At 37.5% G+C, this 14,959-nt stretch carries 11 protein-coding genes; 3 read left to right on the top strand and 8 right to left on the bottom strand.

Going from position 1 to position 14,959, the window contains the following annotated elements:
* Positions 1 to 11: 11 nt before the first annotated feature.
* Genes DKM50_03360 through DKM50_03345 form a run of 4 tightly spaced genes read right to left on the bottom strand, consistent with a single transcriptional unit; the run spans position 12 to position 8,128 of the window.
* On the bottom strand, positions 12 to 2,402 hold the full coding sequence (locus DKM50_03360; GenBank protein PZM83017.1) for a hypothetical protein: 2,391 nt from the start codon (positions 2,400 to 2,402) through the stop codon (positions 12 to 14).
* Between the two features lie 3 nt (positions 2,403 to 2,405).
* Complete coding sequence (locus tag DKM50_03355) at positions 2,406 to 3,380, bottom strand: hypothetical protein (GenBank protein ID PZM83016.1); 975 nt, start codon at positions 3,378 to 3,380, stop codon at positions 2,406 to 2,408.
* The gene (locus DKM50_03350; protein PZM83015.1) at positions 3,380 to 6,277 is read right to left on the bottom strand and encodes a hypothetical protein; all 2,898 of its coding nucleotides are present in this window, start codon (positions 6,275 to 6,277) and stop codon (positions 3,380 to 3,382) included. The genes DKM50_03355 and DKM50_03350 overlap by 1 nt, the downstream gene beginning before the upstream one ends.
* Before the next feature lie 30 nt (positions 6,278 to 6,307).
* On the bottom strand, positions 6,308 to 8,128 hold the full coding sequence (locus DKM50_03345) for a hypothetical protein (GenBank protein PZM83014.1): 1,821 nt from the start codon (positions 8,126 to 8,128) through the stop codon (positions 6,308 to 6,310).
* A gap of 167 nt (positions 8,129 to 8,295) precedes the next feature.
* Here DKM50_03345 and DKM50_03340 point away from each other — a divergent pair, with 167 nt between their 5' ends.
* A complete protein-coding gene (locus DKM50_03340; GenBank protein PZM83013.1) occupies positions 8,296 to 9,324 on the top strand; it encodes a hypothetical protein in 1,029 nt (342 codons plus the stop codon).
* An 88-nt stretch (positions 9,325 to 9,412) separates the two neighbouring features.
* Here DKM50_03340 and DKM50_03335 read toward each other — a convergent pair whose 3' ends face one another.
* From DKM50_03335 to DKM50_03320, 4 genes are all read right to left on the bottom strand, one after another.
* The gene (locus tag DKM50_03335; protein ID PZM83012.1) at positions 9,413 to 9,670 is read right to left on the bottom strand and encodes a hypothetical protein; all 258 of its coding nucleotides are present in this window, start codon (positions 9,668 to 9,670) and stop codon (positions 9,413 to 9,415) included.
* 74 nt (positions 9,671 to 9,744) lie between these two features.
* The gene (typA, locus tag DKM50_03330) at positions 9,745 to 11,574 is read right to left on the bottom strand and encodes a translational GTPase TypA (GenBank protein ID PZM83011.1); all 1,830 of its coding nucleotides are present in this window, start codon (positions 11,572 to 11,574) and stop codon (positions 9,745 to 9,747) included.
* 321 nt (positions 11,575 to 11,895) lie between these two features.
* A complete protein-coding gene (locus DKM50_03325) occupies positions 11,896 to 12,789 on the bottom strand; it encodes a hypothetical protein (protein ID PZM83010.1) in 894 nt (297 codons plus the stop codon).
* A 277-nt stretch (positions 12,790 to 13,066) separates the two neighbouring features.
* Positions 13,067 to 13,630, bottom strand: a complete 564-nt coding sequence (locus DKM50_03320; GenBank protein PZM83009.1) for a hypothetical protein — start codon at positions 13,628 to 13,630, stop codon at positions 13,067 to 13,069.
* 319 nt (positions 13,631 to 13,949) lie between these two features.
* On the opposite strand from DKM50_03320, the gene DKM50_03315 reads away from it, so the two are divergent.
* Complete coding sequence (locus tag DKM50_03315) at positions 13,950 to 14,465, top strand: hypothetical protein (GenBank protein PZM83008.1); 516 nt, start codon at positions 13,950 to 13,952, stop codon at positions 14,463 to 14,465.
* Between the two features lie 24 nt (positions 14,466 to 14,489).
* Positions 14,490 to 14,954 carry a hypothetical protein gene (locus DKM50_03310; protein ID PZM83007.1) on the top strand — a complete coding sequence of 155 codons (465 nt, stop codon included), beginning with the start codon at positions 14,490 to 14,492 and terminating at the stop codon, positions 14,952 to 14,954.
* Positions 14,955 to 14,959 lie beyond the last annotated feature (5 nt).

Here is a 14,959-nt window from a genome sequence, read left to right as displayed (position 1 = left end):
AAATGAAAAAGCTAGAATACGGTCGATACTTTCAGCGTTAAAATTGATTCCGAAAAATTTTTGTCTCTGTAATCAACATCTTCCGACTTAGATTTCGCATCAGTTAGAGTAATAAGATCCCAGTTCACAGTTAACAACGAATCGTAGAAAATCCATGCCTGCTGATCGAATTTGTAGGAACCCCCAACAGTAAGAGTCATATTTGTGTTATCTATACGTTTGGCAATGTCATTACCGTTATTATACCCTTTAGAAAGCTTCAATCCGGCATAAGAAGTGAAGATCTTTGGTATAACGTCATAAAAAGCCTTCCCGCCTAATGTCGTGTAAGTCGTGGTATTGGGTGTCGTGCTTTTCGCCAGTTTATCTGATCTGCTAAAATCAACTTTTAGTTTAAAGGGTAAAATCTCTGTCTGGTAATTAATGCCGAAGGCTGTCGCATCAAAACTATTAACAGTAATCGCGTCATCCGTATATTTGTTATAGTTATAGTTAATATTGATTTTATTAGCAACCGAAGCAATATCAAAAGTTATCCCGCCAATTCCCATCATAACAGTCAACAGCTTATTGGATACCCGTCGATCACCGGTAACAACCTCATTGTCATTTGTTTTATTCTCTTTATCAGAATTATTGAATCCGAGATACAGAATAGCCACATTTGGAATAACCAGGGTTGAATCGACATTATAGCCTAACGTATAGGTGGTATTTTCGCTGGCAGACTGCATAACATTATCATTCTGCTTCTTAATGCCTCCTCGCAAAGAAAAAAGATTTTTAAGCAATCTAACACCAAGCTCACCGGAATACTCAAAATTATCCTTTTTAACAGAACTGCTCCCTAGACTGGTAAAACTGGGATGCGCCCATTTCGTTCCACCTTTAAAGGTTAATTCCCGGAACAGGACCGGGGTTCTGACCTCAAGATTTGTTGCAGCTCCGACAGTCATACTTGATTTTATCGGGATTGTTTTTTCATACTGTTTGATTGTTTCTTCTTTTATTGGAAGATTAAGGTCAGAAACGTTGATAGATCCGGCAGTAGAATCACTGTAATAAACAGATGCAGCTGTTTCTAACTTAATATCAGTCAGATCAAACAACCTCATGTTATTCTCAACCGACACAACATGGTTCTCTCGTGGCTTTAGTAGCCTGTCGCTCGACGGTAAGCTAGAATACAAAGGCAAGCTGTTTTCGTTGTCTTTAATATGCATATAGCTGACATTATTCTCGAACCCAAAAAGGTTCGTAGATATTTTATACGCGCTTATATCTTGTTCATAAGACACATTATCCATATTGGCAGTTGAAGAAGTATCGATGGCCTTTCTGGTTATACCTGAAATATACTTTATTTTTACCAACTTATTTAAACCGACAACTCCAAAGACATCGAGATCGATATCATTTCCCTGTACTAACATACCATTAAGAGCCATATTCGACATCACCGGATTAGTATCTCCGCATTTGATATCGATATTTTTTTTATCATCCCAGATACCGAATGATACCCTGTTTAACGGCTGGTTATCCGAAGACTCTTTGCTATCGCGTTTAACATTAATATTTGAGTTCAATATCCACGATTTAAGGTTAATATCGGCGACTGCCTCAGATTCAAACGGTTCGCGAATAACTTTTTCGGCATATTTATCTGTATTATAAAAATAGTTATCAAGGGAAAGTGACCCATTATATGTCAGGAAGTCCTGGTCTTTTCGTCTAAAAGTAAAAGAGGAATTAATCGAATGAACTTTCCCCCTGACATCTTTAATAGTAACTTTTATAGAATAAACATCTTCTTTGAGTTCTTTCTTAGGAACATAATTAGCAAATGTCTGACTTAATGACACATAATCAGTAACATCCTCCCCATTAATAGTCATTTTAAAGGTTTTCATGTCCAATTGGGACAATTCGTCATCAAACGTGAGAAGAACGCAAGGGAATCCGTTCCTTACGACCTCGTTATTTGCCGGGGTCAAAAAACGCACTTTGGGAGTGAATTCGTCGCTGGTAACATTCACAATAAAAGGATATTCTTTCGGATTCACTTCCGGCAATGACAGCATCAATTTATTATCCATTTTAACAGCTATATAATAGGAAAAAACATCATCTTTTGCGAAAACCGGTGTTAACGTTGTCGTATAAACGTTATTCCCGATAGAAAGCATACTTGCTTCATTATAAAGATTTTCCTTACCGATTTTATAATAAATTACAACCTCTACGTTTGAGGTTATCCCTTCAAGCTCTACGGTAAATTGTGCCGGTTGATCTGCAATTATTTTATCAATTCTGGTATGAATAATACCATCAGCATAAGACAAATTAATAATGATCAAATAGAAAAACACAAAAAAGAAAAGCACATGGATTCTTTTCATAATCTACTTTCTCTCAAACTCAAGATCTAAATTCTTTTCTTTATTATCGCTATCTATATAACTTAAAGAAATCTTTTTGGCTTTTATTTCAGGCTTGATAGTCACTTCGACCGATATTCCCGGAAGGTTCTTACCAATCACCATAAATTCGGATTGTCCTGACTGACCTTTGACTTTTAGTTCGCCCTGACCATCAGTTATTTTCACAATTACTTCATCATTCCACTCTTTATTGTCGCTACTAAATTTCATTCTTTTATCATTGGACACAAACCTGACTTCGACAACCTCACCCTTATATAATTTTTCAGTTTTATTGTCTTTAACAGCAGCTTTAATAATAAACGGCTTATCCTCAACTTTGTCACCGACAAAATTAAGCATGAGCGATAACTTGGATTGCATGTCATCTCGTTTAGGCAGCTGATCCTGATTTATTGATTCTTTTTTGGGCTCACTATCTTTTTTAATTCTCGTATAGGTATTACGCTCACTCAATACCTTGCCTTTATCATTAGAGATCTCAACCGCGCCATCCGCAACCCATACATCCATTTCGTCTTTCACTGCCACATCGAATTCCGTACCTTTAACAGAGGCTACGCCGTGTATTGACTCTATTTCGAAGTTAGTACCTTTTGTTACCTTGTTCCAAACTTTTCCAAAAACAAGAAATACCGAACGCTTCTTTTTATTGTCCTGGATAGTGAATTCCATTTCAGACTCATTAGCAACCCGAAGTATTGATCCGTCAGTGAAATATATCTCAGCTTTCCCATCCAGTTTCGTCGCGATCCGGTCACCAGGGTAGAAAAACATTCCTCGTTTAACGAGTGCCCAATTACTCCCGGAAGCATTCTTATAGAGGACCTCACCGAAAAAAACAGTTAAGGTCGCAACCGGTTTACTATCAGCAAAAACAACATTGCAGAGTAAGAACAGAAATAATAGTAACGATGCTATAGTCTTAAATTTCATTATTTAACCTTTATTGACTTAATCTTCAAAATGCCTTTAATGATATCTTTTACTGATTTTTTACTTATTTCTGACGTACCATCGAGAGTTGCTTTCTTTAGCTTAAAGCCGGTTATCAGTTCCGCAACACTAATTTCCTTCACATATCCCTTTAAAAACAGGATTAATTCTTCAATATCTTCCGGGGTAGCCGCCTCAAGCTCATTGTTATCTTTAATACTAAACTTACCCGACACGCTCATGGCTCCATTAGGTTCACCCTTTAGATCTAAGGGCTGAACCCTCCAAAAATATTCTTTATTATATTCAAGCCCTTTGATCGTAGCTTTGTTTGACTCGCATTGTTCTTCCTTAAACGTCGAGAATTTTTCATCGTTGCTATACTGCAATAGGTATTTCCGGGCTCCTGGATACTCTTTCCATGAAAAACTAATATCATTATTATCTAAAGCCAAATTTAGTGGTGACAAAAGCTCCAGCTTAACCATCGGCACTCTGAACTTACCGATTTTACTTGGCCCTCCAATAACTCCAGCCTTCCCGGTTCCCTGAACTTGCCAGTAATACTGGGTATCCATGGCTAATTCAAGTTTCAATGCTTCATTAGTTATACTGTTATCGTTGACTTTATATTTTGTTGCGTCGGACAAGTCTTCACTTTTGCCAATTGCAATTACATATTCATTAACTGAGGGAATACTCAGCCACTTAAAAGTAACAGATACGCCAGACAATGTCTCATTAATAGGAGAAAGCATCTCAACCCCAGAAAAACTATTATTGTCATGGGAAACTAATTTAAAAATCGCCGGATTACTGGTATCTCCGTAAGGCAATCCGTTAACATCCGATGCTGCTACTGCCCAATAATAGCTGGTGCCCTGTTTTAAAGCTTCTTTCTGTTCAAGAGTATAACTCGTACCGTTTACCTCAAACCTCTTTGCACTGCTTAGCCCGGCATCTTCACTGATTAAGAGCTTATATTTTGAAGCACCTTCAATCCCATTCCAGATAAAACTCACAATAGGTGACTCCAGTTCAGCGTTAACCGGTGAAATTAAACTTATTTTGGGGATCTCTTTCCCTCTAAAGCTACCTATTTCACTGAATTTACTATAACTTTTTCCTTTTTCATCTATCGGTATTACCCGCCAGTAATAGGTCTTGCCTGGTTTCAAAGCAGGCTGGTTCTCAGGGTATTGAACGGCGGCTCGAATAGTGTTAATTGCTATGGCATTTGTCCAATTAGCTATATCGGAGCTGATCTGGACTATATAGTTGTCCGCCCAGTTAACAGATCGGAAACTAAACTCAGGCAAATCGCTCAGGACATTTGTATCCATCGGCGAAATTAAAGAGGGGACCGGTAAGTCAGGCATTTTGAAAAACGATCTTTGTGAAACGGAACCAATTTGTTTCCCATTGCTGCCAATTGCTTTAACGCGCCAGAAATAGGTAGCTTCAGGGTCAAAAATATAATTATCCGGAGTAAATGTTGTCCCTTCACATTTAAAAGCATCAGGTTTTTGAAATAACTCTGTCTTATCAATTTCCAATAGATAGCTGCTTGCGCCAGATAATTCCGACCAGGAGAATTCCGGGGGCACGTTTAAAATCGTCACGGCAACAGGAGTCTTCAACATTATTTCCTGGTTAAATAAAAAGCTTCCAGTCTCACTTTTTTTCCCCCATTTTTTGCCGGAGTCATCATAGGCCTGAACATACCAATAATACTTTGTACCAGGAAGATAATACGTGGCATCTTCCTGAGCAAGCTCAGTCACCTTGACTCCTTTAAAAATCTTCGAAGAACCGAAACTTACATCTTTATCAATATATACATCATAATGAGCGGCACCAGCTACTTCCGACCATTTCATCTGAAATGGAACACTGCTAATCTCAGAAGTTGGCTCAGAAAGCCGTGCCGGCTCGATCGGTGACATTTTAAAGGTGCTATCAACACTATTTCCCACTTTGCCTATCGTATACCCAAGACCATCCGTTGCGTGTATTCGCCACACATAAGTCGTATCAGGTTCTAATCGTTCAGCCGTACCCGGATAATCATATTTATTGGAATTCTCTACCGTATCATCCAGTATTGGCCGACCGCTAAGAGCTATATTCGGGTTCTCATCCGGTTTAACTTTCCAGATCTTAATATTATATTTTACGTCAACCCCAGACCGTACATTTAACCGTTGCCACACAAACGTAGGATATGGATTATCGATACTTACTATAGAGCCTTCGCCCGGAGTTATAATATCAATATTCCCCTTTTCATGGGGCTGATATATGGATTCTTCCGTTGAAGCAAGTGCAAGGGCGGCATCATCCTGAGAATTAGAATCAAAAAGATAGATTTTATAAACAAATGTTTCCGGAGGCATCATCCCATCATATTCGGTGAGAATATTTTTTCCATAACGACTATTTACTCGATCTTTCATATCTTTATTTGTGATCTTATGCGTAAATTGGCTACTGTTGTTCATTTCCAGATCTGTATTCTTAATTATTCTGGACCCGCCCGCAGCTATTTGAATTGGAAATGATTGAGGAACTGAAGTTGCATCTAATATAGGTTCGGAACCTAATGAACTCGTAAATACTTGAATCCTGATTTTAAAACTTTTGTCTGCTTCAGAATTATTAACTATACGAATAGACGCCATCTCATCTAATTGCTGTTTTGCCTGGACCGCATCATAAATTGAATCGATAAAATACGTTGCCCTGGGAATAATAGAAACAGACAGGTCATAGGTTCCGGCAAATACATCACCCGCAGAAAGAATCACCATTATCAACAATATATATATTTTTTTCATTATTTCATTATAGCAGCTATGAATTTTAAATTGCAAATACTTATCTGAAAATTCTGGCATGATACGCGCAGGAGCGTACCCTTAAAAAAATTACTTTCTCCCAACAACAGAATAGATATTAACAGGAATCGTTTTCCCTTTTACAATAATTTCATCGAGATATTCACATATGAAGAAATCCTTCACTAACTTATAGGTATCCTCAGAAATAATTAAATTAACCGGACTCTCTTTGGTCCCATAATTTCTGGTTGTCGACTCTAATCTGGCAGCGAGATTGACGGAGTCCCCAATAACCGTATAATCCTTATGCATGGTAGAGCCAATATTTCCGATAACCACTTCCCCGGTGTGAATTCCCATCCCGATACCGAATTGATCCCGGCCTTCCCTCGCTCTTTTTTCATTAATTTTTTGCAGCATATCCAACTGGCTTAGCGCAGCTTCTACTGCAACTTTTGCGTGGTCAGGCATCTCAAGCGGTGCACCGTATATTGCCATGATCTCATCGCCAACATATTTATCCAGCGTCCCTTTATGCTCAAAGATCACTTTGGTCATGGCATCAAGGTATTCATTAAGATACTCGACAACCACTTCAGGAGAATGCCGTTCGCTAAACGTAGTAAATGCCCTGATATCACTAAAAAAAATAGAAACCTGTTTCTTTTCCCCACCTAAAATAATACGAGACGGATGTTCTAGGAGCTTGTTAACAACGCTGGGATCAACATACTGAGAAAAAACGCTCTTAACATATCGCTTTTCCTCTTCTTCTTTGTAATACCTGTAACCAATTAATCCGATAAAGGGAAACAATAGCGCCGAAAAATATTCAAACGATTTAAGAATATAATTCATTTTTAAAAAAACAACCAAATCTACTGCCATAATAACAATCGTACAGGCAAGGAAAAACACAAAGGCTCTTCTGGATGATAAGCTTAAGAAAAACTTTATCGAGATAATACACAAAGACAGGACTACCAGAAAATCAAACCATGGAGGACTTTCGTACAAATAATTACGATCTAAAACAGTTTGAATGGCATTAGCATACATTTCCACTCCCGGGACGATATTCGAAAACGGGGTGGCGATATAGTCTTGCAATTCAATAGCTGTAGCACCGATTAAAACGATTTTATCTTTCAGGAAGTTGGGATTTTTCTTGATAAACGAGCCATCAATCACCCTATCGAATGGAATATATGGAAATGATTTAGCCCCACCGCGATAGTTAATAACGAACCGCCGGTCTTGGGAAATAGGCATTGCGTATTTACCCACAACTATAGAAGAAGATAAATGCTTAATAGGAGGCTTATCTGCTTGAATATAACGGACAGCCTGCAATGTTAGGTTCGGATATTTTATATCTCCTGAAAACAACATCGGGATTTTTCTTATTACCTGGGATTTGTCAAAACTAATGTCTACCATTCCGATATCAAGTGCAGAATTTTTCAATAGTTTTATCGGAGGATTAAATGGATCCTGAACATAGCGAACAAAGCTATTATTTTCAGTATTTTTGAAATACGCAGCCAAGAGGACATTACCGGATTTTTTGATCGACTGGGCAAACTTGACATCATCATCAGGATCAAAGCTCGTGGGAGAATCAAATAAAATATCGAAAAAAATCAATTTCGCGCCAGCCAACTTAAGCTGATCAACTAATTGAGCATATTTATTTCTTGGCCACGGCCAGGTACCTAACCAAGCAATGGACTCATCGTCTATAGCGATAATAACAATATTTGTCGGAGTCTTTATCGGGCCTCTCACGACAAACTTCAAATCAGTTAGTTTCCAGTGGAACAACTTAAATAAGGGCAACTGGTTTAATACGACAATTGCAAATACAATAAGAATGCACAATATAACCTTAATAGATTTTCTCTTCATTCAATAATCCACACTGTAATGATTAAATTCAGACCTGTTTAATCTATTATGATAATTATGGCTTTTTTTTTCAATGGGTGAGAACAAGACTATTGACTACAAAATATTGCACTGCTACTGACTCTTTTTTCGTACTAATTTCATATTTTTCATGATATATTAAAATTATGTCCAACTTAAAACTTATCTGGGAAAATCTAAAAATACCTATAATTGCACTTATAAGCTCTTTTCTAGGAGGTGCAGCAGGCTATAAATTATTGTTTTCCGATCAAAGCTGGAACCATATTTTTTTTATGACCGGGATAACACTTTCTACAGTCGGTTATGGAGATATATTGAATGTGCAGAATAATCCGGTCGCTATCTGGTACACAATCATCTTGCTAGTAATCGGCATGGGAATAGTTTTATATTCCGTTTCCGCGGTTTCAGCTTTTCTCATAGAAGGCCACTTAAATAACCTCCTATTAATAAACTCCATAAAAAGGAAAATACTAAAAATGAAAAATCACTATGTAATCTGCGGTGCCGGTGAAACTGGCATCCATGTAATTCGAGAAATGCACATCAACAAAAAAAACTTCGTCGTAATAGATTCCGATCAGGATAAATTCAAACAGTTAAGAGAAGAATTTCCACGATGTCTGGTTATCATAGGCGATGCTACAAGTGATGCAATTTTAGAAGAAGCTAACATTAAACATGCAAATTCACTGGTAACAACACTGGCAAACGATAAAGACAATCTATTTTTGGCAGTTACCGCACGGATGTTGAACCCGGAGATTCAAATAGTCTCTACGGCTACCGAACTGAGCATGAATGAAAAGTTACAGAAAGCCGGAGCTAACTATATCGTAAGCCCTAACTATATTGGCGGAATGAGGATTGCTTCGCACATTTTACGTCCAAATGTAGTTTCTTTCCTCGACAGGATGCTTTACACGAAAGAGGAATCCATCAGGGTTGAAGAGGTGGTAGTCCCGGAACATAGCAGTATTGCGGGAAAAACTTTTTCTCAAACACATATTCACGAAAAAACAGGGCTTAACATCATCGCCTATTCTTCGAGTGAAGATAATGGCAATTACCGATACAATCCACCTGACAGCACTATTTTGACAACCGGATCAGTACTTCTCTTCATCGGGACAATTGAACAGCAAAAAAAGCTAGAGCACCTTGTCAAATAAACCGAGGAAAAACTAGTATGCTTACAAATGAATATTCCCGCTACATAGCGGGAATATTCATTTAATAGTAAAAAAATTTTTATGTGACTTATTGAACTTGTTGATCAGGAGTACCGGTATCAGCCTGGTCATGCAACATCTTTAGCTCTCTGTTTCGATAGATAAACCAGGAATGCCCAGTCATCTTGTCGATTTTATATGCATACATCGGATTGTTACTCACAACAATATCATACCGTTGTGACAGAATTCCAACGCCAGCAACAACTGCAATCACAAAAAGTGCTACATAGGCAAAAGCAAGCCAGGATTTAACTTTCGATCCATCGTTTTTATTATCAGACATTATTTTACATCTCCTTGCTATGAATTAGTTACTGCTAGAATAATATCATACAAACAAAGGAAACCACAACCTTATCAGGCTGTCTCATTACCACGCTCTTCGCTCTTCGAACGTTTCCGATCTGCTTCGTTAAGCTTTATCTTTCTCAACCTGATAGATTTTGGAGTTATTTCAACAAGTTCGTCATCGTTAATAAACGCAATGCACTTTTCCAGGCTCATCAGAGTATGAGGAGTAAGCACTACAGCATCATCAGACCCTGCGGCTCTCACGTTTGACAACTTTTTGCCTTTGCCCGGATTAACAACCATATCTCCTTCACGGGCGTTTTCTCCAACAATCTGACCTTGATAGACTTTCTCGCCAGGTCCCAGAAATAGTTTGCTTCTTTCTTGAAGATTAAATAAAGCATAGGCGACGGTGGCGCATTCTTCTTTCACAACCAGAACGCCCCGCTTTCTATTTTTAATCTCTCCGGCAAAGTCATCATATTTCATAAAAATATAGTTCATTACACCCATACCCTTAGTTTCGTTCATAAATTCCGAACGGAACCCAAGCAACCCTCGGGTAGGAATCTTATATTTCATTCGAGCCATACCATTCTCCTGGTGCATTTCCAGCATAAGCCCTTTTCTTCCACCAAGGTTCTCGATTACGTTACCCATAAAATTTTCGTCAACATCAATAGTTAATTCTTCGTATGGCTCCTGTTTCGTTCCATTTTCTTCTCTGAATATAACTTGAGGCCTTGTTACCTGAAACTCATACCCTTCTCTTCTCATTTTTTCGATAAGGATTGATAAATGCAATTCTCCTCTGCCAGATACCGAATACCCAGTTGTATCACTTATTTCTTCAACAACTAAGGCGACATCAGAAAGAGTCTCTCGAAATAATCTTTCCCGAATATGTCTTGAGGTAACAAATTTCCCTTCTTTCCCGGCAAAAGGAGAATCATTAGGAATAAAGTTCATAGAAATTGTTGGCGGATCAATCTCGATACTTGTAAGACATATCGGATTATCAGGATCAGTCAAAGTTTGTCCCACGGTTATTGATTCCATTCCTGCCACAGCAACTATTTCACCGACACTGGCGATAGCAGTTTCACTTTTTTCTGTCCCTTCAAAACGATACACTTTCGTTATTCGGGCTGGGAAAAGAATCTCACCGTTTTTCGCAACAACAACATCTTTGTTAATATTCAGTTGGCCGGAAGTTATTTTCCCAATAGCCAAACGGCCAAGGAACGGCGAATAACTCAGCGAATTCACTAACATTTGCAGTGGTCCGTCAGGATCTCCTTTAGGTGCAGGAAGGCAACTGACAATTTTATCGAATAACGGCTCCATAGAATCTGCATCTTCGGCATAATCATGAGAAGCATAGCCGTCACGAGCTGAAGCGTAAACAACCGGAAAATCAAGAATGTCGTCCGGAGCACCCAGCTTGACAAAAAGATCAAAAACACTATCCAATACCCATTCGCATCTGGCATCAGTCTTATCAATTTTATTGATAACCACTATTATCGGCAAATGAAACATCAAGGCTTTTTTGAGTACAAAGTAAGTTTGGGGCATAGGACCTTCAGCCGCATCAACCAGAAGTAGCGCTCCATCAGCCATTTTAAGGACTCGCTCTACCTGACCGCCGAAATCAGCATGCCCGGGAGTATCAATAATATTAATAAAATGATCTTTATATCGAAAAGAACCATTCTTCGAGGTTATCGTGATTCCCCGCTCTTTTTCCAGGTCCATTGAATCCATCAGCCGTTCTTCGACTACTTGATTCTCACGAAACATCCCGCTTTGTTTAAAAAGTTGATCGACCAACGTAGTCTTTCCATGATCTACGTGGGCTATAATTGCTACATTTCTTATTTTACTTTGTTCCATAGTGAATCTCTTTACCTTCCATAAATTAAAAACATTCCCTTTCGATAAAAACTCGAAAAAGACCATTACGTGATATGTAAATCACGACTCAAGCTTACTGCCTTCTATTTCGCAGTATTTCTCTTTAAATCTTTAAGAAATAAGTTATAGAATAAGTCAGAAGTGTTGACTTTAGGTTATAAATAAACAAACCGCATACTATTATACACTTTTTTTGACAGAAAGGAACTCGAGATTTATAGAATTATATAAATAAGCACAAAAGAGACCGGTAACAGCCATATATGCCTAATGGAATCCCTCCACCGAAGGTTCTTATGCTTAAGTTAACAACCAGAAATGAATATCATCAACCACTTTTGGGTCGATGCCTATATAGACTAATTGTTTTCTTAAAAAACCTTCAATATGAGGTATATATTTATTTGTCCGACGATAATAAGGGGAAATAAGACGCTCATTATTAGCATTCCTTCTTATAACTGCAGGTCCGGCATTATAAGCCGCTAATGCCATTCGAAGGTCTTTATAACTCTTAAGTTGCCGGTGTAAGTATTTTACCCCACCTTTTATGCTTTGCTCAGGATCTTGGCGGTTAACAATTCCAAGTTCTCTCGCTGTAATTGGCATTATCTGCATGATGCCAACGGCTCCAGCATAAGAAGCTGCCTTTGGCTTGAACCCGCTTTCACGCCACCCCACAGCCACAGCTAGAAGAGGATGAACCTGGTATTGGCGAGAATATCGCACAAACAACCGGGCATATTTTTTTGCCACAACATCTTCCAAATTATTATCAGAATTCTTGATAATACGAAAGATCATATTCTCCATTGTCTGATCATAACTGCTAAAACCGGCATTCAACGTTTTTAGATCATTGCTCCCTTTAATACAATTCTTCCGAAGATAGTCGTCCATATTAATGACATCCGATAGTTGGGATTCCATATCTCCATCTGCCAGCAATAACTTAATAACGTTGCTTTCGTTTCCAAAAGATAACTGAGAGTACTGGCTATCATAATAACTAATGTCGTCCGCCGGGATAATCTCAACTTTTTTTTCTGAAAGAGCACTTCGTCCAGGTACAACTTTTTTGATTACAACTTTAGGTTCCTTAATGATAAAACTACGATTATAGCTTGCTGGAGCCAAAAAGCCACAAACAAACAACAACAAATAAATAACCAGTACTGATGTATGTTTTTTCATTCGAACCACCCCTTTCAAAACTATGCTTCATTTCATTTTTTAACTGTATCTATAAACAAAAACAACATTTTAGATTCTATTATGTTTTTATTCCGAATATTAACCAAGCAATGTATACTTATTCCGGAAATTTGTCAAATGCCAAATGAAATATTCCATGTAAATATTTATTTTATTAAAATCTATATTTATATTACATAATATTAAACTATATATATTACTATTTTAAAATATCCCACCCTTTTATGAAAATACCAACAATTCAGTCCACCCATCATCATTCCTCGAATATTGTACTTCGCAGCGTGTTCCAAAACAAATTCTCGTAGGCAGCAAAAAGAAATGCCGGTGCCGCACAAGCCATCGTATACTGTTTCCTATTGCAAAAAGTCACTAATTCTAACATTTTTATAAAGTCACTATTATATGAATATGAATAAAGGAACCAGATAGCGCTTTTATTATTTATCCGGGTTATTCCATTGTCATGGAGCACTGCACCGGAATATTTATTTTCAATCGAGCAAAAGACCTCTTTAATTATAATTTCCAACTGTTCTGAGGAGAAATCCCCCAATGTAAAGTTTTCGATATCCTTAGGTAAGGGTTTTGAAAGTATAGTAATAGAGCCACCATTACCACACGTCGATGCAGCAATAATCTCGGGTTTGTTACTTGGCTTTTTTTTCCATCCACTGGGAAAATCAATATGAAAAGATTTTTTTCTACGGAAGTAAGCTTTGCCAGTGACTGGCTTCTTACTACTTCTAAAATAGAAAAGATAAGCAACCCCCAAAAACATAGCCATAAAAACGACAAAAATAATAATTTCATTACACATACTAACCCTCCATAATTTTGCCATGTGTTACAGACCAATTTACAAGTGGCAATATTATGCCAGAAATATAACAGGCACTTAAATTATTGCACTATTTAACACAATAAAAAGATGGTGTAAATAGAGATTTCGATGACAACACTCTATTACGCGGCACAATTCAATAACGATTAAACCTGATCATTATTCGATTAAAAATTTCCAGTATCTTTCCAATAAACACCGACTAAAAACAAAGAATTCACTGCGGCATTTAGCCAATTGACTTCTCATAATAATTGACTAAGATTGTGACAATATTTTTTGAGGAGTGGAAAACATGGAAAGTATTAATACATTAGAATCAGGAATAACCATAGAAGGTCCGTCAATAATTTCACTTATTACAGCTTTTGTCGGAAGTATGACCATGGCAGTTTGCGGTGGAATACTGTGGGGACTGCTCAGTGTTTTGACGAAACATGAAATCAGGTTCATGATTCTATTCGTAGGCATGCTAGGCAGCTTGTCAGTTATCATTTTATCAAATAAAAACAAATTATTCATACTTCAAATAATCGCGATTTCATCTATTATCCCAGGATTTCTTGCCAGTAAATACATTGTATTTTTTTATCATATTAAAAATCTGATTATAAAAGAGTACGGAGCCGATATAGCTTCATACTTGCCAATGATACCTGGACTCTCAAAAGTGACCATCCAATTTTTCTTGAAATCCCTTATCTTCTCAATAAATAGTTACGATATGGCTTGGATTATCATTACTTCCATAATGGTTTGGGAAATACCTCGGATAGCATTCTTATACGTTAAAAAGCATGAATTCAAGTGAATCAGGAAGAGTAGGCAACCTACAATGAATTATTTTATAGAACTGATATCCAACTTTATAGTCACTAGCGCGAAGATAATCTACTTATACTTCGCTTATCTGGTAATGATAATAATTTTTTTGCTGATAATCTTCTCTCCGGCAGTAGTTCTTGTGATCTATGCGAACAACCTGTTATTCATTGGAATTATCATTTTTTTCTATCCTCACTTCCTTAGTTTTTTCTTTAGCAGCAACAAGAAGATTACTAATCCGGATAGCTTAGAAGAAGAAGTAGAGAAAGACACCTACAGCAAGTCAGATAACAGTATTGGCATAATAGCAGCAATCATCTTCGCTACTTTTCAACTCATCCTTTTCTCGCTAAAGGTGGTTGAGAATAGCTCCGGCATCATAATGCTCATACGGAACGCTCCTTCCACACAAATATTACTCATAGGGGTAATTTTCTTAATAACTACGCTCCTTAAGCTAGATAAAAAATTCTGATACCT

The organism is Candidatus Margulisiibacteriota bacterium (assembly GCA_003242895.1).
Lineage (GTDB): Bacteria > Margulisbacteria > Riflemargulisbacteria > GWF2-39-127 > GWF2-39-127 > GWF2-39-127.
The sequence above is the reverse complement of the archived record's forward strand: the minus strand, read 5'-3'. Positions and strand labels throughout refer to the sequence as shown.

Coding starts and splice junctions, on each gene's coding strand:
- DKM50_03360 (PZM83017.1), bottom strand. CDS start 2,402: ATGAAAAGAATCCATGTGCTTTTCTTTTTTGTGTTTTTCTATTTGATC.
- DKM50_03355 (PZM83016.1), bottom strand. CDS start 3,380: ATGAAATTTAAGACTATAGCATCGTTACTATTATTTCTGTTCTTACTC.
- DKM50_03350 (PZM83015.1), bottom strand. CDS start 6,277: ATGCCAGAATTTTCAGATAAGTATTTGCAATTTAAAATTCATAGCTGC.
- DKM50_03345 (PZM83014.1), bottom strand. CDS start 8,128: ATGAAGAGAAAATCTATTAAGGTTATATTGTGCATTCTTATTGTATTT.
- DKM50_03340 (PZM83013.1), top strand. CDS start 8,296: ATGTCCAACTTAAAACTTATCTGGGAAAATCTAAAAATACCTATAATT.
- DKM50_03335 (PZM83012.1), bottom strand. CDS start 9,670: ATGTCTGATAATAAAAACGATGGATCGAAAGTTAAATCCTGGCTTGCT.
- typA (PZM83011.1), bottom strand. CDS start 11,574: ATGGAACAAAGTAAAATAAGAAATGTAGCAATTATAGCCCACGTAGAT.
- DKM50_03325 (PZM83010.1), bottom strand. CDS start 12,789: ATGAAAAAACATACATCAGTACTGGTTATTTATTTGTTGTTGTTTGTT.
- DKM50_03320 (PZM83009.1), bottom strand. CDS start 13,630: ATGTGTAATGAAATTATTATTTTTGTCGTTTTTATGGCTATGTTTTTG.
- DKM50_03315 (PZM83008.1), top strand. CDS start 13,950: ATGGAAAGTATTAATACATTAGAATCAGGAATAACCATAGAAGGTCCG.
- DKM50_03310 (PZM83007.1), top strand. CDS start 14,490: ATGAATTATTTTATAGAACTGATATCCAACTTTATAGTCACTAGCGCG.